Annotated in this window: 12 protein-coding genes; 3 read left to right on the top strand and 9 right to left on the bottom strand. The window is 47.9% G+C overall.

Annotated elements, in window-relative coordinates; translation table 11 throughout:
• Positions 1 to 34: 34 nt before the first annotated feature.
• On the bottom strand, positions 35 to 2,308 hold the full coding sequence (locus HQ48_RS05590; protein WP_044232227.1) for a TonB-dependent siderophore receptor: 2,274 nt from the start codon (positions 2,306 to 2,308) through the stop codon (positions 35 to 37).
• Between the two features lie 733 nt (positions 2,309 to 3,041).
• Here HQ48_RS05590 and dnaE point away from each other — a divergent pair.
• The gene (dnaE, locus tag HQ48_RS05585; RefSeq protein WP_044232225.1) at positions 3,042 to 6,731 is read left to right on the top strand and encodes a DNA polymerase III subunit alpha; all 3,690 of its coding nucleotides are present in this window, start codon (positions 3,042 to 3,044) and stop codon (positions 6,729 to 6,731) included.
• 46 nt (positions 6,732 to 6,777) lie between these two features.
• Complete coding sequence (trxA, locus tag HQ48_RS05580) at positions 6,778 to 7,092, top strand: thioredoxin (RefSeq protein ID WP_044186699.1); 315 nt, start codon at positions 6,778 to 6,780, stop codon at positions 7,090 to 7,092.
• A gap of 97 nt (positions 7,093 to 7,189) precedes the next feature.
• On the opposite strand, the gene HQ48_RS05575 is transcribed toward trxA, so the two are convergent.
• On the bottom strand, positions 7,190 to 9,481 hold the full coding sequence (locus HQ48_RS05575; RefSeq protein ID WP_081969738.1) for a GH92 family glycosyl hydrolase: 2,292 nt from the start codon (positions 9,479 to 9,481) through the stop codon (positions 7,190 to 7,192).
• A 216-nt stretch (positions 9,482 to 9,697) separates the two neighbouring features.
• Here HQ48_RS05575 and HQ48_RS05570 point away from each other — a divergent pair, with 216 nt between their 5' ends.
• Positions 9,698 to 10,513: a purine nucleoside phosphorylase I, inosine and guanosine-specific gene (locus HQ48_RS05570; RefSeq protein ID WP_152568330.1), complete on the top strand. Its 816-nt coding sequence runs from the start codon at positions 9,698 to 9,700 to the stop codon at positions 10,511 to 10,513.
• Between the two features lie 98 nt (positions 10,514 to 10,611).
• Here the strand turns inward: HQ48_RS05570 and HQ48_RS05565 are convergent, their stop codons facing one another.
• The 7 genes from HQ48_RS05565 to HQ48_RS05535 form a co-directional block, all read right to left on the bottom strand.
• Positions 10,612 to 12,759: a S46 family peptidase gene (locus HQ48_RS05565; RefSeq protein WP_044232222.1), complete on the bottom strand. Its 2,148-nt coding sequence runs from the start codon at positions 12,757 to 12,759 to the stop codon at positions 10,612 to 10,614.
• Positions 12,760 to 13,468: 709 nt separating this feature from the next.
• Positions 13,469 to 16,942: a hypothetical protein gene (locus tag HQ48_RS05560; RefSeq protein ID WP_152568323.1), complete on the bottom strand. Its 3,474-nt coding sequence runs from the start codon at positions 16,940 to 16,942 to the stop codon at positions 13,469 to 13,471.
• Between the two features lie 352 nt (positions 16,943 to 17,294).
• Complete coding sequence (locus tag HQ48_RS05555; protein WP_044232219.1) at positions 17,295 to 18,569, bottom strand: MFS transporter; 1,275 nt, start codon at positions 18,567 to 18,569, stop codon at positions 17,295 to 17,297.
• On the bottom strand, positions 18,569 to 19,453 hold the full coding sequence (gene folD, locus HQ48_RS05550) for a bifunctional methylenetetrahydrofolate dehydrogenase/methenyltetrahydrofolate cyclohydrolase FolD (RefSeq protein ID WP_044232217.1): 885 nt from the start codon (positions 19,451 to 19,453) through the stop codon (positions 18,569 to 18,571). The genes HQ48_RS05555 and folD overlap by 1 nt, the downstream gene beginning before the upstream one ends.
• 49 nt (positions 19,454 to 19,502) lie before the next feature.
• Positions 19,503 to 20,069, bottom strand: coding sequence for a peptide deformylase (def, locus tag HQ48_RS05545; protein ID WP_044232215.1), 567 nt, complete (start codon positions 20,067 to 20,069; stop codon positions 19,503 to 19,505).
• A gap of 39 nt (positions 20,070 to 20,108) precedes the next feature.
• Complete coding sequence (gene ruvX, locus HQ48_RS05540; RefSeq protein WP_044232214.1) at positions 20,109 to 20,552, bottom strand: Holliday junction resolvase RuvX; 444 nt, start codon at positions 20,550 to 20,552, stop codon at positions 20,109 to 20,111.
• A 15-nt stretch (positions 20,553 to 20,567) separates the two neighbouring features.
• Positions 20,568 to 21,845, bottom strand: a complete 1,278-nt coding sequence (locus HQ48_RS05535) for an amidohydrolase (RefSeq protein ID WP_044186715.1) — start codon at positions 21,843 to 21,845, stop codon at positions 20,568 to 20,570.
• Between the last annotated feature and the right edge of the window lie 99 nt (positions 21,846 to 21,944).

The raw sequence follows: 21,944 nt of genomic DNA, 5'->3' as shown, positions 1-21,944 counted from the left end.
ATACACCGCCTCTGTTTCATACGCCAGAGTAGAATTAGAACTCGTAGCTAACCGAGCAAGTAAAGCCTCTGCCGGGAGAGGGGATATAGCCCGTCGTATTTACCGAGGTAACGTAGTACTCCTGATCGGTGAGATTGTTGGCATTGAGCTGAATCTTCCAGTGGCTGTACTGGTAGCTCACTAGGGCATTGAGTAGCGTATAGGCGGGGAAGACAAATTGATTGGAAGCATCGGCATACACCTTGTCCGAATACTCTACTCCGAGTCCTAGACGGAACTTGCTCTCTGCTCCCAAAGGACGTGAGTAAAAAGACCAAAGGTTAGCTGTATGCATCGGGATACGATCGAGGAACTTACCAGCCAGCTTATTGGCATAGTCACTATTCTCAAACGCATATTTCTCGCTCTTGGCTATAGTCAGCCCATACGCACCCATAAACTCTAGGCTCTTGGTAGGCTTGAAGGTAAGGTCTAGCTCTGCCCCCATAGAGCTAGCACGACCGATCTGTCCCGACACATTCTTGTTGTCTTTCTTCCCAAGATTGGCAACCATATTCTCCTTGATGATATAGAAGCCTGCAAGATTGGCCTCTAGCATACGTCCCAGTTGTAGGCGTGCTCCAGCCTCGTACTGGATAGCGCTCTCTGGAGCAAAGATGTCGCTATTACCGGGCTTGATCTCATTGCCTCGACTATCTAGATAGATGCGGTTGTCTTGTGGCTGCGTACGAGTGGGTTTGAAGAAGTTGGACACCGACGCATAGACATTGAGCTCCTTGCTAATATCATACAGCAAGCCAAGGCGATAGGTAAAGGCTAGATAGTTGGTTCGGAATACATCACCCTTGCTTAGAATGGTCTTGTCGTCCGTTTTCGCCATCTGGAAGGAGCGATTATAGACATCAAGGCGTAGTCCTGCAAGTGCAGCCAGTTTCCCCCAGCGCATATAGTCTTGCACGTATAGACCATTGAGCAGCTCACTCTGGATACGTTGCCCCGTGTACTGAGGGTCGAGATTACCCTGATTGAGTATGGGGCGATCCACAGAAACGAAGGCGTCCTTGCCTGCACCAGTTAGCTTCAGGCCTTGAAAGCGTGGCATATCTGTATATGTAAGTGCGTATCCAAAGAGTAGGTTATGTTGCGTTTGTCCCGAAGTGATCTTGCCCGTGAGCTCAAGTTGGTTCTGCAGGATTTTGGTCTGATAGTCAAAAGCAAAATATCCTCTCTTCACCTTATCAAGATCCATGTACACCTTTTCATTATTTTGACCAATCTTGTAGTATTTGGTAGGCGTAGAAGACTCCTGATACATGAGATCCTCGGTCTGGAAATATCGGACATCGTCGTGGAAGTAAGAGGCATACTCGGTAAGCTCCCATGATCCCCCTAGCTTGGATTGCCATTTGAGCGAAGTCGTCAGGTTTTTGTGCCCTAGATGGTCGATGGGGTCGCCATAGTGGGTGCGTCTATCTCCTCCAAGAGGCGCATCGCCACGCTTGTAGAGCAGCTTGTTGGTTTGGGCATCGTAGATATCGGCAGGCATATGTGGTCGCCCGGGATCTCCCTTGTACATATCTTCGTTAGCCAGCAGCATCAGGCTTAGCTCATTGCGTGGGTTTACTTTGTAGTTGAGCGACAGATGCCCATTGACGAAGCGATCTTGCGTGTGGCGCCACCCCTCGCTGTAACCCGTGCCGAAGTCGGTGCGGAAGGTTAGGCCCTCGGTGATACGTCCCCCCGCACCTGCCTCTAGCTGGTAGGTTCCCCAGCTACCATACGATGCACGCGCATTGACACGAGTCGCCTCTGTGGGTTTCCTCCGAATGACATTGATGACACCGCCAAGGGCATTGTGACCCACTGTCATTGACGAAGCACCACGGATCACCTCAATACGCTCTACTGAGGCTAGAGAGGTAGAGGGAGCCGAGCTGTACCAAGCATGACGGTCATCTCTCATGCCATCGTTGAGCACAACGACATTGGAGAAGCCTCGCATATAGAAGCGTTGGAACGCACCATAGGTGTGCATTGAACGCATATTAGGGACATGCTTAGTGGCTTGAACAAGGTTGTTGAGGTTGAACTCCTGTAGCTGACCTCTTGTAATAGCCGTCATAGAAACAGGGATTTCACGTTGTAGAGCAGGGATCTTGCTAGTACTTGCTAGAGGTATATTTCTCTGAGCTTGTACCAAAACCTCATCTAGATGCTGAATACTATCCAAATGGGTACTAGAGCCTTGGGCATATCCCACTAGAGGAAGAGCCAAGCACCCGAAAAAAAAGAGGAATTGTTTTTTCATAAAGTTAAAATTTTAATTGAACACTGCAAAGATAGCTTATTTAAATTATGTTTCTACAATGGTAACAATACTGACCATTAAGGCCCAAGAAGAGCCCTCAGCCAAACCTAGTCTATAATTTATATTTTCGCTCAAATTTCAGAATGTTAATGAGAAACTTAGGGTAGGGAGGGCTAAAGGAGGATACGCCTAGTATTTGCCCCCTAGAAGGCTCTAGATTGAGTTCGACCTCGTTTGGGCACTTAGCCCCAGCCGAATGAAAACAGCCGCTTAAAACGTATCTTTTTAGATATCTAATAATCAAATAGATAAAATCACATTTAGGACGATTTTATCTAGGCGAAGAGCAAATTTCAGAATTTCTTCCCATCAATCTATTCGGATTGGTGGACATACCTTGGAGGATTAGCCCACCAATCCGAAAAGAACTTCCCATTAATCTTCCCGAATCGCCTTGCGAACCTTTATAAATAGCTCCCATACTTTCTAAAATCTAAGCGTAATTCCTTTACATTCCTTAACTAAAAAGGTAGAGGAGTGGAGGCCTAAAATCAAGTTGATTGGGTGTGGAGAAATAACCTCTGGCGGTTATAAGCTCGTATTGACTTCATGTTAAATCTTAGATTCGTTCAGTTGATGGCTCTTCTTGGGCTTTAATGGTCAGTATTGTTGCCATTATAGAAACATATTAAAATGAGCTATCTTTGCTAGGCTATAAAAAGGATATTAGACAATGACTCCCTTCGTACACTTACACGTACATTCTCAATACTCGTTACTAGACGGACAAGCCTCGATAGCAGGCCTTGTAGACAAGGCTATGAAAGATGGAATGCCGGGCATAGCATTGACTGACCATGGTGCTATGTTTGGGATTAAGGAGTTCTACAACTACGTTCAGAAGAAAAACTCCGACACGCAGAAATCCATCAAAAAAATCAAGCAGGAGCTCTCGGCTATGAAGGCTCTAGAGACCCCTACACCAGACGATATCAAGCGCATTGAGGAGCTAGAGGTTTCCCTTGCGGCGACTGAGCAGAAGCTATTCAAGCCAATCCTCGGGTGCGAGGCCTACTGCGCTCGTCGTCGCCGCTTCGACAAAGACGCCAATGCTCAAGACCCCTACAAGCCAAGTCGCTCGGTCGATAGTAGTGGCTGGCACTTGGTACTACTGGCCAAGAATCTGACGGGCTACAAGAACCTCATCAAGATGGTTTCGCACTCGTGGACGGAAGGCTACTACTACCGCCCACGTATCGACAAGGAGCTACTCGAGAAGTATCACGAGGGTATCATCGTTTCCTCGGCTTGTCTGGGCGGTGAAATCCCTCAGCACATCATGAATGGGCGGATTGATGAGGCGGAGAAGAGTATCCTGTGGTTCAAAAAGCTATTCGGAGAGGATTTCTATCTAGAGATACAGCGGCACAAAACGGATAACCCTCTAGGTAATAGCTCTGTCTACGAGGAGCAGGTCAAGGTCAATAGCGTCATTCTAGAGCTGGGAGAGAGGCTTGGTGTTCCTGTCATAGCGACCAATGATGTACACTTTACCAACGAAGAGGACGCCGAGGCGCACGACAGACTGATCTGCCTAAGCACGGGCAAAGACCTCAACGACCCCAAGCGTATGCGCTACTCCAAGCAGGAGTGGCTCAAGACGACAGCGGAGATGAACCAAATCTTTGCCGATGTACCAGAGACTCTAGCACGTACCAAGGATATTCTAGACAAGGTAGAGTTCTATAGCATCGACCACGAGGCTCTGATGCCTGACTTCCCGATCCCCGACGGCTTCGAGGATGCCAATGCCTATCTGCGTCATCTAACTTATATAGGAGCAGAGCGTAAGTATGGTCAGGAAGGGCTGACAAATGAAGTGCGAGAACGCATAGACTTCGAGCTAGATACGATTAAGAACATGGGTTTCCCCGGTTACTTCCTTATCGTACAGGACTTCATTGCAGCGGCACGTGCTATGGGGGTATTTGTTGGGCCGGGGCGTGGCTCTGCTGCTGGTTCTGCTGTGGCTTATTGCCTCAATATCACTGATATCGATCCAATCAAGTATGACCTCCTATTCGAGCGATTTCTCAATCCCGACCGTATCTCGATGCCCGATATTGATATTGACTTCGACGATGACGGTCGAGGCGATATTCTCAAATGGGTGACAGAGAAGTATGGCAAAGATCGTGTGGCACATATCATCACCTACGGCACTATGGCCACTAAGAGTAGCATCAAAGACGTGGCACGCGTACAGCGTCTGCCGCTCTCCGAGAGTGATCGACTAGCCAAGCTCGTACCCGACAAGATACCGGGAGTGAAGAAAGTGACCCTAAAGGAAGCTATCGAGTATGTTCCCGAGCTGAAGAAGGCCTCTCTTAGCTCGAACCCTATTGAGTTCGACACGCTCAAATATGCCCAGATGCTTGAGGGTAATGTACGCAATACAGGCGTGCATGCTTGCGGAATCATTATCGGCAAGACGGATATCAGTGACATTGTGCCCATCAGCACTGCCAGCGACAAGGCCACTGGAGAGGAGCTACTCGTGACGCAGTACGAGGGCTCTGTGATTGAGGAAACGGGGCTCATCAAGATGGACTTCCTTGGGCTTAAAACCCTCTCAATCCTCAAGGAGGCACTACTCAACATTAAGAAACGGCACGACATAGAGATAGACATCGATCGTATTCCTCTTGACGATGCCAAGACCTATCAGCTCTATAGCGACGGCAAGACGGTTGGGACCTTTCAGTTCGAGTCGGCTGGTATGCAGAAGTATCTGCGTGACCTACAGCCCACGACCTTTGAGGACTTGATTGCGATGAATGCGCTCTATCGCCCTGGCCCTATGGAGTATATCCCCGACTTCGTCAATCGTAAGCATGGGCGCTCGGCGATTACCTACGACTTGCCTTGTATGGAGCGTTACCTCAAGGATACCTACGGTATCACGGTCTATCAGGAGCAGGTCATGTTGCTCTCACGTGAGATCGCAGGCTTTACTCGAGGCGAGTCGGATAACCTGCGCAAGGCGATGGGTAAGAAGCTGGAGGATAAGATGGCCGCCCTAAGGACTAAGTTCCTCGAGGGAGGTAAAGCCAACGGCCACCCCACCGACAAGCTCGAGAAGATTTGGGCAGACTGGGCTAAGTTTGCCAGCTATGCCTTCAACAAGAGCCACGCCACCTGCTACAGCTGGGTCGCCTATCAGACGGCTTACCTCAAGGCCAACTACCCGAGCGAATATATGGCAGGTGCCCTAAGCCGCAACCTCAACAATATCTCCGAAATTACCAAGCTTATGGACGAGTGTAAGTCCATGGGCATCAAAGTACTCGTGCCAGATATCAATGAGTCGGATCAGAAATTCTCCGTTAATAAGTACGGACATATTCGCTTCGGCCTAAGTGCTATCAAGGGTGTGAGTACGTCAGCGGTGGACAACATCATTAGAGAGAGAGAGGAGCACGGCCCCTACAAGGATATCTATGACTTCATGGAGCGCATCGACCTCTCGTCTTGCAACAAGAAAACGCTTGAGAGCCTCATCTTCTCTGGGGCATTCGATAGCTTCGGCATCGAGCGAGAGGCCTATATAGAGCCTCAGTCCGAGGCCAAAGATGAGCACTTCCTTGCAGCCCTAGTGCGCTACGGAGGGCTCGTACAGGAGGAGCGACACCTACAAGCCAATTCGCTCTTTGGCGATGATGACGAAGGTATGCAGATCCCTAAGCCTATGCCTCCGACACTCTCCGACGGCTATAGTGAGCTTGAGAGATTAGGTAGAGAGCGAGATTTGGTGGGGCTATATCTATCGTCCAACCCACTCGCTCCATATCGTGTGATCCTAGAGCACTACTGCAATGTATCTACTCTCGATCTGGCGGACATAGATTTGCTTGGCGAGGGACGCAGACTGCTTTTCGGCGGTGTGGTGTCACGGGTATATAAAGGGGTAACTAAGAAAGGGGCCAATTATGGCAGGCTGACTATCGAAGATACGATGGGTACGACTGAGTTTGCACTTTTCGGGCAGAGCTACATTAACCAAGCTAATTTCTTCCAAGAGGGCCTATTCGTACTCATTCACGCCACCGTACAGGCTCGCCCATATAACCCTAGCGAGCTGGAGATGCAGGTGCAGAAAATCGAGCTGCTCAACGAGGTGTATGACCGCATCGTCGAGCAGGTAGAGGTAACGATCCCAGTAAATAAACTCGACGAAACGCTCATAGAGGAGCTATCCCAGCTCCTAGCGAACAATACAGGAAAGGCGATGTTATCAATAAAGGTTGCAGACCCTACACAAGGTATGGAAATCAACTTTGCCTACGACAGACAGATGGTAGGGGCAACGAACGAATTGCTCGACTTCTGCCTACAGCATGAGCTAGGATTCTCTGTTCGCTAGGCACCGAGCAAGATCATTTACTAATCAAACATATTTAATTAAGATTATGGCACTACAAATCACAGATCAGAACTTCGAGGCTCTAGTAGCCGAGGGTAAGCCACTAGTTGTAGACTTCTGGGCTACATGGTGCGGTCCTTGCCAAATGGTTGGGCCAATCATCGACGAGTTATCGTCTGAGTACGCAGGCAAAGCCAATATCGGCAAGTGCGATGTAGACGCTAATAGCGATCTACCCGGTCGTTTCGGCGTTCGCAACATTCCTACAGTTCTATTCTTCAAGAATGGCGAACTCGTAGACAAGCTCGTAGGCGCACAGAGTAAGGACGCTTACAAGCAGAAGATCGACGGACTGCTCTAATAGAGCTAGTCCCGAGCATAAAAAGAGCGTATCCTAAGTCAGTTGGTACAGTACCAAGCGACTTAGGATACGCTCTTTTTGTACTATCGGCTACAACCTATTTCGCCACCTCTCGGGAGAACGAGTAGGGGCGAGCTTCTGGGTTAGTACCCCAAGATGAGGGCTTTGCCCCAAGAGTGAAGATATACCGCCCCCCCTCTAGTAGATCTTGGTACTGTACGTACGTCTTGTTATATGGTATGCCGTTGCGCTCAACACTCTGGATATATGGATACTCTGCCCCTTTGGCTTCTATGACTGTTGTCCTTCCATTGGGTAGATTGAGCCGAATGGAGCGGAAGTACGGTACACCGATCACGTATTGATCTAGGGCTGGTGTCACCGGATAGAAGCCCAAGGCGGAGAAGACATACCAAGCTGAGGTCTGTCCGTTGTCTTCGTCCCCGCAGTAGCCATCGGGGGCATGGCTATAGAGTCGCTGCATGACTTGACGAATCCAATGCTGAGCCTTATGAGGCTGGCCCGCATAGTTGTACAGGTAGATCATGTGTTGGATAGGCTGATTGCCATGGGCATAGTTCCCCATATCCATAATTTGCATTTCACGTATCTCATGGATAACGAAGCCGTAGTAGCTGTCGTCGAAGATAGGTGGTAGGGCAAAGATACTATCAAGCCTAGAGATAAAAGCCTCGTCGCCTCCCATTAGGTCGATCAGCCCCTGTACATCATGAAAGACAGACCAAGTATAGTGCAGTGCATTGCCTTCGGTGAAGGCATCACCCCACTTAAATGGCGAGAATGGTGTCTGGAATTGTCCTTTTTGTGTACGTCCTCTCATCCAGCCCGTTTCGGTATCGAATAGATTTCTGTAGTTCATCGCACGCTTCTTGTACAGCCCTTGCAGAGCAGGCTTGGCGCCTGCTCGCTTAAGCACTTGGTAGATGCACCAATCGTTGTAGGCATACTCCAGTGAGCGTGCTGCACTCTCATTGATGCCTACATCGCAGGGTACATAGCCGAGTCTATTGTAGTGTTCATAGCCTAGTCGTCCAGTAGACTTGATGCTTGGGTGCGCATGATTGGCTCCATGCTCTAGCGCTGCAATTAGTTCATTGGTATTAACACGCCCTAGCCCTTTGAGATAGGCATCAGCCGCTACAGAGGCAGAGTTATTGCCCACCATACAGTCTCTATGTCCCGGACTTGCCCACTCAGGGAAGAAGCCACTCTCTCGATATGCGTTCATTAGCCCCTCTTGCATCTTGGCTCCCTCCTCGGGGAAGACCAGATTGACCAGAGGGAAGAGCGAGCGGAACGTATCCCAGAAGCCTGTATCGGTGTACATATATCCGGGTAGAACTTGTCCATTGTAAGGGCTATAGTGTAGGGTATCACCCTGATGAGTTATTTCGTAGAAGCGTCTAGGGAAAAGCATCGAGCGATAAAGGTTGGAGTAGAATGTTCGGCTCTTCTCCTCCTCGTCCTCCACCTCGATACGGTGCATCAGCCTATTCCATTCGTTGCGTCCCTCGTCACGGACGTCTTGATACGATTTTCCTAAGACCTCTTCTAGATTTTGTAGAGCCTGAGCCTGACTGATGAAAGATGAGGCTACACGGAAGGTTATAGATCGAGCCTCAGTAGCTTTAAGGCTGACAGCTATCTGAGCATGAGTGCCAGATTTCCCCTCCGATGAATGTAGATATGCTTTGTCAATTGCCTCCTCGAAGCGAACAATGAAGTAATTGCGGAAGTTTTCGGGGACACCACCGCTATTTTTCCGGCTGAAACCAACAAGTGTACAAGAGTCTAGTTGTTTGATTTCACTGCCCGAGTCGAAAGCATCTAGTAGTACCCAACGCTGATGCGGTAGCGAAGTCTGAGGATAGTCAACCTCGAAGACTACAGCCCGCTCGCTAGGGGCTAGGCGAACCCGTGTGTCATAGTCTGCCAAATACACCTCGTAGCAATAAGGACGAGCAAGCTCTGCCTTGTGGCTGAACCACGAAGCCCTCTGCTCTTCGTCAAAAAACGGCCGCTCGCCCACTTGTGGGAGTAGTGCAAACTGTCCGTAATCGTTAATCCATGGGCTTGGTTGGTGTGTCTGCTTGAGGCCTCTAATTTTCGTCGCCGTGTAGGTATATTGCCAGCCATCTCCCATCTTGCCCGTCTGGGGCGTCCAGCTATTTATGCCCCAAGGTCTGGAGATTACGGGGTAGGTGTTGCCCGAGCTAAGCTCGAAGCTACTGAGTGTGCCGACAAGAGGATTAACCAAATCCACTGGCGAGGAATGGGCTACTCTAGCAAGTGGCTGAGCTTGTAGCTCTTGACCTTGATACACTGTCAAGATCATAAATAAGGCAAGTATGTATTGCTTCGATCTCATACTGAGGTTTGTATTATGATTTATCTATCCAATGAGTTATCAAAGTAAGTCAATTTTGCCATAATAGAGATGTATTCTGTGCAAGAAAATCCTCGGTTCTAGTAGTGGACTGATGTATTTCTAAGTCTAGGTTTTTGTCGTACATTTGTGGTAAGTTCGTATTTAATAGTACAATGGAGCCCTAAGCTCTACAAGATAATTAGTCATTGAATTATGATGCAAGAACAACATTACCACGAGGCGGCCTCATTCTTGGCCTCTCGTCTGCCCAAGGAAACTAAGACGGCTATTATTCTAGGTAGCGGTCTAGGCGAGCTTGCTGGCAACCTGAAGGAAGCAACCGTCATTCCTTACTCCCAGATCCCTCACTTCGCACACTCTACAGCCGTAGGCCACAAGGGGAATCTGATCGTAGGCATGCTCAACGGAGTACCAGTGCTAGCTATGCAGGGACGTTTCCACTACTACGAGGGCTACCCTATGGAGCAGGTGACCTTCCCTGTACGTGTGATGAAGCTACTCGGCATTGAGAACTTGCTTGTTTCCAATGCTGCTGGTGGGATCAACAATACTTTTAAGGTAGGTGACCTAATGATCATTCGTGATCACATCAACAATATGCCCAACCCACTAGTTGGCCCTAATATGGAGATGTTTGGGCCTCGATTTCCAGATATGACTCGTGCTTATGACCGAGAGTTTATTACCAAAGCTAAGGCTATCACTCAGGAGCTAGGCATTCCCGTCAAGGAAGGTGTCTACGTTGGGCTCACTGGCCCCTCGTATGAAACCCCTGCTGAATATGCTTTTTGGGGTAAAGTGGGCGGTGATGCTATCGGCATGAGTACCGTTCCAGAGGTTATCGTGGCTCGCCATGCTGGTATGCGTGTCTTTGGTATGAGTGTGATTACTAACGAGGGGTATCACTTTGCCGATGACTTTGTCAATGATGCTCAAGATGTCATTGATGCCGCCAATGCCGCTAGCGAGAAGATGGGACGCATCTTCGCTGAGCTCGTTCGTCAGCTCTAGCGATAGGTAGAGGTATCACACAATAATTAAGGGGAGGAGAACCACGATGGATTCTTCTCCCCTTAGTCTTTGTAGCTGTCTCAGACAGATTTGATTCTTTAGTTCACAATACTCATTTCGTCAAGCAGTCGGTGGCACTTGCCATACTCTTCGATGATCATTAAGATGTAGCGAATGTCACAGATGATACTACGCTGATAGTCGGGTAGATACTGGATATCGCCACCGACTCCCTCCCAGTTACGGTCAAAGTTAATCCCAATTAAGTTGCCTGCTCCGTCAAAGACAGGACTACCAGAGTTGCCGCCAGTGGTGTGGGTTGTAGCACACATATTCACGGGCATTCGCCACGAGCCATCTGCCTGCTTTACAGCCCAGCGATTTCCCTTACCGTATGTTTTCTCTTGGTAGATCTCTTTGAGCCGTGGAGCAACGGCAAACTCCCACGATGCAGGATCCTCCTTCTGCATCACACCGCTAAGCCAAGTCTGATGCTCATAGAAGACGCCATCTTTGGGGCTATAGCCTTTGACATTGCCGAAAGTAAAGCGTAGTGTCGAGTTGGCATCGGGCCAGAGATTCTGATCTCCATGCTGCTCCAGCAGGCCTGCTACATACACACGGCGGGCGAGATTAATCGGATTGTCAAAAGGCGCAAGTGCTTTATGTAGATTATTGAGCTCATGCCTCACACTGCTTGCGAAAGCACTCATTGGATCTGAGGCCCAAGTCTTCGCAATCTCAGCATTTGATTGCTTCATAAGCTGCTCGAACTTTGCTTTTGAGGCAAAGACCGAGTTGGTAAATAGATAATCGACATAAGCAGAGGCCGAACCATACTTGGCTACCCCCAAACGGATCGCCTCGGGTTGATGCTCGGGTTTAATTTGCCTGCAATACTCATCGAGTAGAGCCTTTGCGATTTTCGCATCGACCTCTGGGCTATAGTCAGAGGTGAAGAATTTCTCAAAGCCTTGTTTCAGTTCTGTATAGTCAGCTTTTGCTTCGTCTGTCTTGGCGTAGGGAACATGTGAGTACTCAATGCCCTGTACAATGCCTTCGGTCAGATACCATAGTCTCCGTCGCAGCTCTTCTCTTTGCTTAATGGCTCTTCGGATCTGTTCGATAGCTTCCGAATATTTACTTTCGCCCTTTTCGTTTGCCCAAGTCAGTAGGTCGTCCATCTGTTTACGCTTGGCGTCACCTAGCTTACGCACCTCAATGCCCCAGTTCGCCCCGATCGCACGCTTGTAGCCATTCTGAGAATAAGCGTATTTGGCTGCGTACATGATATTAATCTTGGGGTCAGCGAGCATCTGAGTGAGCATCACTTCTTGTCTGATGCCACGCATACGGATGCGGATATCATTGTCGATTCGTTTCCATTCGTCTACCTCTTCGGGCAAGAAGAAACGATAGGTGCGCCCGGGAAAGCCCATAATCATCGCAAAGTCGCCTTGCTCTACACCCTTGGTCGAGATGTTGAACCAGCGTTTGGCTTGCAGAGGTGTGTTGCTAGGTGAGTAGTCGGCAGGATTACCTTGTGTATCGGCATAGATACGGAAGATTGAGAAATCGCCCGAATGACGAGGATAAGCCCAGTTATCCGTATCGGCCCCAAACTTACCGATAGAGCTGGGTGGTGTACCCACCAAGCGAACGTCCGAATAGATCTTCTTGGTGAACATCAGATAGCGATTGCCGTTGTAGAACTGTTTGATCTCTACCTCCACACCCTTAGGCAGCTTGCGTACCCGTTTGGCTGCCAGATTAGCCAAATACTTAGGTGAGAGATAGTCCATGCTATTAGGATTTTTATTTTTCTTGAGTTCTCGCTTGACGTAGTCGGTTACATCTTCGATTTTGTCGATGAAGGTAATGGTAACTCCCTTGGCCGGAAGTTCTTGCTCCAAACTCTGAGCCCAATAGCCGTCTTCTAGATAGTTATGCTCTACTGAACTAAGGGCTTGAATAGCATCGTAGCCACAGTGATGATTGGTCAGTACCAAGCCTTGACTAGAAATAACCTCCCCAGTGCAACCACGATCGAAGATAACGACTGCATCTTTGAGGGAATTGCCATTGGGGTTGTAGAGATCATACTCTTGGAGCTTGAGTCCTCGTTCTTTCATTTTTGGATAGTGGTTGCCTAGCTGCTGCATGAGCCACATACCCTCATCGGCATGAGCCGATTGCCCCAGAAGCAATGTCGCTGCCCAGATCAGGCTAAGAAGGATTTTCTTCATAACTACTTTGTATCATTAGTGGTGAATAATAATCGATTGACACAAAGATAATTTTTTCCATTTAGCCGATTGCCTCCTAGTCGGCTAAATATGTATCATCGCTTAGGGGAGCTGTAAATCTCAGCATAAACCTTAAGAAATGTGACATTACGAAGGTAAAGACTCTCAATGCCGATTTTTAGCATTTAGATCAGATTTCAGAATATTGGTGGGAAAAAGAGGAGGCGATTGGACGAAAGAGGGAAGACCTCGTATTTGCCCCCTAGCAGGCTCTAGATTGCGTTCATACTTGTTTAAGTACTTAGCCCCAGTCTAGTGAAACTAACTGTCCAAAACGATAGTTTATCAAGGTCTTGATAATCAAATTTTTATATTGGATCTCTAGGTGGATTTATTTGTTCGTGTCGGATTTTGAAGTATTTCTTCCCATCAATCTTTGAGGATTAGTGGACACATCGCAAGGGATTAGTCCACTAATCTTAAAAAGTCTTCCCATCAATTTTCAATAGAGTCACCTGAAGACTCTCCAATAAGGTTACTCTCCTAATGAGATCTCGGAGCGATTGATTTGTGTGTTTTTTACAAAAGTGTAGAAACCCCCAGCTCCATGGCTTATGGTGTAAGGGTAGAAAACAACATTGGGGCGACCCTTTAGTGAGAGCCGCCCCAATGGGAGTTTATATTTCTGAGAATTTAATCCTCAGGAAGACTAATTCTTGTTCCAGATAGAAGTAGGCATAATCTGTACAGGGATCATCTGATCGTACTCGTAGCGTCCCTTGTCTACATTACCTTGCTTGTCACCGTAGATTATCTTCAGCGCAACGTTGAACTTGATAGGAGCTTGGAGTGCACCTGAAGTTGTGTTGTTGTTCCAGATTAGCTTCTTGCCAGCTGGATCAAGTGAAAGAATACCATTGGTAACGTAATCGTTGATTACACTATTGTCTACAATCTCATAGCTGATCTCTAGATCTCGACCAAGGATCTGTTCACCAGACTTACGGTGTAGCTGCTCCCACAAGATGTTGTCTGGCTTTTCTAGCTCTACTAGCTTGTAGATATTGCCGAGCTCTACCTCCACTTGCTGACGATTGTCGTGAATCTGAAGTTCACCATCCTTGAATCGCTTGAATTCTGTGTTGAATAGGTTACCTACTCCCCACTTGATATCAATCGCATGGTTGAAGCGGAAATTGATACGGCAGATCTCAATATCCCTAGTGTTGTCACAAGTGTTAGGCTCTGGCTGAAGCGTGTACTTGATAGCAACATCGGTAAGTTTCTTAAGACGATGATCTGCACCGGGATTACGAGTTACCTGTACATTGTAGCCGTCAGAGAGTATTGCAATCTCGAAGTGTTCGGCATCCTGAGGATTTACGAAGCTAATATCTACAGCACCTGTACCATATACTTCTTGGTAGTGCTTCGCCTTGTTGGCGATATTCTGGAAGAAGTTAGCCAGTCCATCGGGCTTGAAGATATTTCTCGTGTCGATGATAGGTACATAACCCATGTTGTTGTTCACTTGAACACCCTTCACCTGAACGGTATTGTTAGGCAACCAGAGAGCTGACAGTTTGTAGCTATCAAACTCCTTAGCAAGAGCCTCGATAGATGGAGTAGTTTCGTCAATCACCTTAACCTTGAAGATTACGTAAACCTTCTTAGGAAGTCTCTTTGTTAGACGATCTGGACGCTGAACAAACTTAACGGCTGTACGATATTCGCCAGGAGCCAAGCACTCAGCTTCGTGAGAGAGTACAAACGTATTGGCATTCACACCAACTAGTGTTCCGCCATTGATTGTCCAAGAAACCTTGATCTCGTCGCCAGTAAGTAGCTTGGAAACTGGCATTCCAGAATGACCTGCGATAACATCTAGATTGTCCTCTGCGATTGTTACACCTCCAGCAAACTCATAGATTGTGTTGAAATTGTTGATACCCATGCCTTTGTCATTTTCGTCGATCTTGGCTAGGATATTACGGTTATTCCAATCTGGTAGAGAAACAAACTTCGCCTTAGGATCCTTTGCTCCCTTGATGTAGATTGTTTCGAATACAGTCTTGTATGTACCATCTTGAGGAGGTGTTACACTTTCCCAATACTTGAAGAACATATCAGCCACCTGAGGCTTAGCGTCCTCAACGATCTTCAGCTTGATGTACGCAAGTGCAACAAGATGACCAGCCATTCTGAGCTTGATACGTACAAGAGGAGTCTTGCCTTGAGTTACGGCAGTGAAATCCCTGCCATCGTAGCTTGGTGTGAACACTCCAGACTCGGTGATCTTACCATAGCGCTGCTGATTGATAACAGTGCCTGCAACGCCACCATCACGATTGTAAGCCTCTGTGGGCATCTCAAACTCATAGGTAAGTTCGTTAGGCTGCTTTTTGAGGATACGAGAGGCACTTGCATTCTTGGTCAGATAAGCTTGCACATAACTCATCAAGTCAGTAGTCTTGTCATAAGGTACTTCTAGCGTGTGAGCAGGTAGGTCTGCCGTTTCCTCTACTACTGAGCGCTGGCGTGGTAGAAGCTGATCAGTAGGCTCGTATGTCTCTTGAACACCCTTGCCAGCAGGGTCGAAGTAGATGTAAGGCTGAGCCTCATTGTTTACAGTAGAGTGTAGAGCCACCCAATTCGTACGAATCTCAGATGCTGGGATCTCAAGCTCATTGTTGCCCTTCGTCTTGATCGCAAATTGAATGAGATGAATCTTGTCCCCAGCAGCTGCATCAACATCGCTACCTACACGGTAGTCGCTTAGCGTAACCTTGACATAAGGGCTTCCGTTGTCGTTGCCTGCCTCTACAGACTTGACGGTGGGCAAGGCTGCTTCTCCGTCCTTCCAGATAGATATATTCCTAAGCTCCTTGATCTTAGCATCTACAATGCTGATATCGCCAAGCTGATTGATATCAAATGTCGCAGGATTAAGACGGATCTTAACGGTAACAGTTTCTGGCTCGTCTATAACATAGCGGAAGGCTTCACTATGATAAACATCACCATTGTTCTGATTAGGCTTCACTTCGCGGAATGTATTGGGATACTTTTCCCATGCGATAGCAGGCCATCCCTTGTAAGAAGCTTCAGGAACTATCACTGCTGAGGTCAGATTGTGCTTGCCTATGAAAGCAGTGATACGTTTTTTGAGCCAATCGATATCCTTCGCGTTTTGCTCAATAGCTTTTTTGTTCTCCCCAATAGCTTTTTTGTTCTCCTCAATATTGCCCTTGTTGGCTTCAATATCAAGTCTGTTCTGTTCAGCCTTTGTTTCTAAAGCATCTATACGACTAGCCAGAGCATCAATCTCATCCTTGAGAGTTTTAGCCTTTTCTTCAAGCGCTGTAATGAGTTCCGTTTTGGTCGTTTCAACGAGCTGTTCGAGCTTCGTAACTGACTCGGTCAGTTTGGTATCGATACCATTTACTTTGCCAGTGAGGAGGGTAAGTGATTGTTCAAGTTCTGCTACTTTGCTCTTAAGTTCGGCTACGACCTTCAGCTCCTTTTGGATACTCGCTATCTGTTTTACTAGTAGATCAATGTTGAGGTTCATTAAGAGTTTGAACTCTTCGTAGTCCTCGTTTTTGAACTTCTCGTACTTCTCTTTGAAATCTTCGAACTCTTTCTTTAGTCCTTGGTGTCCAGACTTGAGGGCATCGAAGTCTTCCTTTTTGGGAGTGTTCTTGCTGAGCTTGTCAAGTGCGGCCTCTACTTTCTTAAGGTTGTCTTGTAGCTTGCCTAGATCTTCCTTTGAGGCGAAGTTTTTGATTTCTTCTTTAGTGGCCAGCTTCTCAAGTTTTTCGATAACTCCCTTGAGGTCTTCCTTGGTAGCACACTTGGAAATAAGATCCTGAATCTCAGCCTTAGCTTCGTTGATCTTGTTGATGGCCTCAGTTTTTGCTTCGGCCGTACCTTTTTGTGCAGCTTCATGGGCAGCCTTGGCATCAGCTTCAGCTTTGTCTGCCTTGGCTTGCGCGCTCTTCACTGCGGCATCAAGAGAGCTCTTTAGCTTATCGAGCTCTTGCTTTGAGTCCTTAGATAGGCCATCAATACGTACATTGATGTCTTGGATGTCCTTATCGTAGTCCTTACAGCCTACGAACGATGCTACCGCACCGAAGGTCATTGTCCCTAGAACCAAAGCTTTTAGAAATCTTTTGTTCATTGTAGTTGATAAATTAGTAGTGAATATTTAACATGCTGTTAATCTCTTTTTTCAAAGTTGTCTATCTCTTTTTTGTTTAGGCTGAGTCCAAAATAAACTGCAAGGCCGAGAGAGAAGAAAGGTCTTCTACTCAACGTCTAGCAACCCAAGGAGCCCAGCAAATCTCTTTTGCTCACAATGTGACGATGCATCTCTTGATACACGGAGCAAAGATATAGAACAATCTTTGTATACGCAACAGTCTGCACGAAAAATAAGCTAACTACATCATATCAACAGTACAACGAACAAAAAACTCTATATGGGAAAAGACTTAATATATTGGTGATTAATCTAGTTAGTATTCATCTCGCTATTTGTCCTCTTTGTGGGCAAATGGCAAGAAGAATGACAGTAGAATAACTGGAATCGTGGCTACCATGACCACTCCGAAGAAGCCTTCGTATCCTAGCATAGTGCTGAGTTTACCACTAAGCATGCCCGGTACCATAACACTTAAATTCATTAAGCTATTGGCGAAAGCGTAGTGAGCCATCTGATACTTCCCGGGGGCGATTTGTTGCATCATAAACAATGTGATGCCCACGAAACCGAACCCGTAGCTGAAGTACTCAAACACGATGCCCGTGCCTACCCACCAGAGATTGCTTGGCTGATAAATGGCTAGGATAAGGTAGACCACAAAAGGCACATTAAAGATGAGCACAAGAGAAGAAAGTACACGCTTGAGCCCAAAATGCGAGATGTAATATCCCGATAGGATAGAGCCAAGAATGAATGCAATGGTTCCCGCTGTACCATATATAAGACCATATGTTTCGTTGCTCAGTCCTATCCCCCCGACCTCGACACCGTCTTTTAGGAAGAGAGGGGCGACCTTCATGGCTAGTCCCTCAGCTAGGCGATATAGGAAGATGAAGACAAGGTAGAGCCAGATATACTTCTTCGTAAAGAACGAGGTAATGACCTCTAGCAGATCCTTCATGCCCTCGGAGAAGCTCTTTCCTTTGGTTGAGGCTGCTTCCTTGGGGAGTACAAAGAAGTGATATACCGCTAGGGCAAACATAATAGCGGCACAGATAGCCATGATGATCATCCAAGCCGTCTGTAGCCCCATGGTTTTGGAGAGCATACCAGCTAGATAGACCAGACCTCCATTGGTAAGGATCTTGGCTAGGTTGTAGAAGGCTCCCTGCCAACCGACATACTCTCCTTGCTGCTTGGCACTAAGCTCTTGCATATAGATGCCGTCCCCTGCGATGTCGTGCGTGGAGCCACTGACGGCAAGCACTCCCATCAAGGCTAGGCTTATGGCGAAGAAACTAGGCAGAGGTAGAGCAAAGCAAATAAGCCCAAACATCAGAGCGGACACCATCTCTGTGATGATGAGATACTGACGCTTGGTTCCAAATATCTCCATCACTAAGCTAAAAATGGGCTTGAGTGACCAAGGTAAAATTAAGAGAGAAGTCCAGTATGTAATATCCTCATTGCCGATGCCAAGATCCTTAAACATCAGCACCGAAACGATTGATAGGGCTACAAAAGGTAGCCCCATCCCGAAATACACAGAAGGCACCCACTTGATTGGGTTAGCCTTCTGAACGGTATTATTTGTCTGCTTCATTATTGTTTGGCCGCTTGTAGAGTATTAAGCATTAGAGATACAATGGTCATAGGTCCCACACCTCCCGGTACAGGTGTGATAGCAGAGGCTAGTGGAGCGACCTCGTCGAAGCACACATCGCCTGTAAGACGGAAGCCACTCTTGCGAGAAGGGTCTGGCACACGTGTTGTCCCTACGTCTACAATCACAGCGCCGGGCTTAACCATGTCTGCTTTGACAAACTCCGGTACCCCAAGGGCTGCTACGATGATGTCGGCTTGCAGGCAGAGTTCCTTGATGTTGGGTGTGCGGCTGTGGCAGACTGTCACGGTACAGTCCCCCGGATTGGCCTTGTGGAGCAATAGCTGTGCCATGGGCTTGCCAACGATATTGCTACGTCCAAGGACTACACAGTGCTTACCTCTAGTTTCTATCTCGTTTCGGCGTAGGAGCTCTAGAATACCTTTGGGAGTGGCCGACACGAAGCAAGGTAGACCGATGCTCATACGGCCGACATTGATAGGGTGAAATCCATCGACATCCTTGCGAGGATCTACAGCCTCGATGATTTTTTGTTCATCAATATGCTTGGGTAGAGGTAGCTGTACGATGAACCCCGTGACATCTTGGTCTTGGTTGAGGCGATTGATCTCGGCCAATAGTGTTTGCTCTGTTACATCTTCTTCGTAGCGAATGAGCGATGATCGAAAGCCAACTTCCTCGCAGGTCTTCATCTTAGAGGCAACGTAGGTTTCGCTACCACCGTCGTGGCCGACGAGGATAGCCACCAGATGTGGTGCAGGTTTGCCCGAGGCGACAATCTTGCCTACCTCTGCTGCGATCTCTTGCTTGATGGCAGCGCTCGTTGCTTTGCCATCAAGTAGCTTGTACGTTTTATTATCCATTATTATTGATGAGTTGTATATGTGATTAATCGCATTCCTTCTAGAGAGGTTATTTCCTTTTCTGGGGGGCTGCTACGACACGGTAGCCGGGATTGACCTTGCCCTTGGCGATGTTCATGAGCTTAGCTCTGATGAGTTGTTTGCGAATGGCGGAGATATGGTCGATAAATAAGACACCATCTATATGGTCGTACTCATGTTGGATAACACGAGCTGCAAAGCCTGTGAATACCTCTCGCTGTGGCTCAAATTGTTCATTGACATACTCTATGGTAATGCTCTCGGGTCGTACGACGTCCTCATGGATACCGGGGATACTCAGACAGCCCTCTGTTTCTGTGAGCTTCTCTGGCGAAGATTCCACGATGTGCGCATTGATAAAAACACGCTTGAAGCCTTTGCACTCGGGGAAGCTATCAGCCATAGGATCGGCATCGATCACGAAGAGGCGAATAGCTAGACCAATCTGAGGAGCGGCTAGGCCAATCCCCTCAGAGTGGTACATGGTTTCCCACATATTCTCAATCAGCTCGCGTAGCTTGGGGTAGTCTGGGGTAATATCAGCCCCCATCTCTCGCAAGACGGGGTGCCCGTATAGGTAAACTGGTAGTTTCATATTTCTGAGTAGTTAGTTTGTTTAAGTTATAGGGACGCATTAGTCTGGCAGGTGGATAGTACCAAGGCCGTCTCGTGATGCCAAATAGCTCTGCAGTATGATCACAGCACTTATCTCGTCCACTAGTCCTTTGTCTGCCTGTCTGCGTATCTTGCCAATGCCTGCCTCTCTGATTGTCCGCTGGGCGAGGGTAGAGGTAAACCGCTCGTCTACTAGCTCTATCGCTACAGAGGGGAAGAGTTTCTCTAGCTGTGCGACGAATAGACGAATATAGGTCATCGACTCGGACTCCTGATGGTTCATTTGTCGAGGATGCCCCACTAGAATACGCTCCACAGCTTCACGAGACAGATAGCTTTGTAGGTACGCAACAAGCTCGTGCGTCCTAACTGTAGCTAGACCGCCGGGGGTAATCTGTAGTACATCAGTCACAGCTAAGCCACAACGCTTGCGCCCGTAATCAATAGCTAAAATTCTTGCCATAGTATCGGAGTTTCCTTACCCCTTGTCCTTTGGAATGATACGCTCGGCTACAGCTCTCGCTTCTGCCATGATAGTGTCTTCACCCTCGACCTTGCCACCTTCCATGAGTACTCGTCCGTCTACGATCACGGTATCGACCGTACTACCCGAGGCAGAGTAGACGAGGTTCGATACTAGATTGTTGAGTGGCGTCATCTCTGGGCGGTTGAGGTCTACGAGGCAGAGGTCTGCTAGGCGCCCCTCCTCGATACGCCCTGCATCTAGTCCGAGGATATCGGCACCAATAGAGGTAGAGGATAGGAATATGTCTTGTGCGCTAACGGCTGTACTATCAAATCGCCAAACCTTGCCAAGGAGAGAGGCTAGGCGCATAGCGTGGAACATATCTAGGTTATTGGACGAGCTACAGCCGTCTGTCCCTAAGCCGAGCTTGATGCCTCGGCGCTTCATCTCCTCATATTTGAAGCCATAGCCAGAGGCGAGTTTCATATTAGACGCAGGGTTGTGTACCACACTTACGCCATACTTGGCGAGCAGATCCATCTCTTCGTCATCGACCCAGACCACATGAGCCAAGATTAGATTGGGGCTAAGAATACCTAGGCGCTCTAGATAGCGCACTGGCGTAGTACCATGTAGCTTAACGCATTCGTCCACTTCTCCCTTGGTTTCTGATAGGTGTAGATGTATCTTGACGTTGTGCTTCTGTGCAAATTCGTGGCAGAACTGGAGCTGCTCGCCACTGACTGTATAGATGGCGTGAGGCCCTAGGTTGAATGTGATGCGGTCGCTCAGCGTGGAGAAGTACTCTAGATATTCGCTACTGCGCTTACGGTCTAGTGCTGCTCGCTCGGTATTGCCTTGGTCAAATAGGGTGTAGGAGATCATAGCCCTTAGACCCATCTCCTCGGCTGCTCGAGCTGTTTGCTTGGGGTGCATATACATATCTAGAAAGCAGGTGGTCCCAGTCTTAATCATCTCTAGGCACGCTAGCTTGGCACCTATGTAGACGTCATGCTCGGTCATTTGAGCCTCTACGGGCCAGATGTAGTCCTCGAGCCATGTCATCAAGGGGAGGTCATCGCCATAGCCTCTATGTAGTGTCATAGCCGCATGGGTATGGGTGTTGATCAATCCGGGTATCACGGCCTTGCCTGTGGCATCGATGAAATAGGTATCGGCCTTACCTTCGATCGTTTTGGCAGGGGCTATGCGAGCTATTCGGTTACCTTCGATGAGTAGGTCAACTTGTTTGCCCTCGTGATAGGCATTCTGTATGAGTATATTGTCCATTACCTTGGGTCTGATATTTTGAGGAAAGCGGATCGTGCGACTGTCCTCTACCTCCAAATCTATCTGGTGGCTTGTGTCTTGCTGATACGCATTCCTGAT

Source organism: Porphyromonas sp. COT-290 OH3588, assembly GCF_000769075.1.
Classification (GTDB): domain Bacteria; phylum Bacteroidota; class Bacteroidia; order Bacteroidales; family Porphyromonadaceae; genus Porphyromonas.
This window is presented reverse-complemented; position numbering and strand designations above follow the sequence as displayed.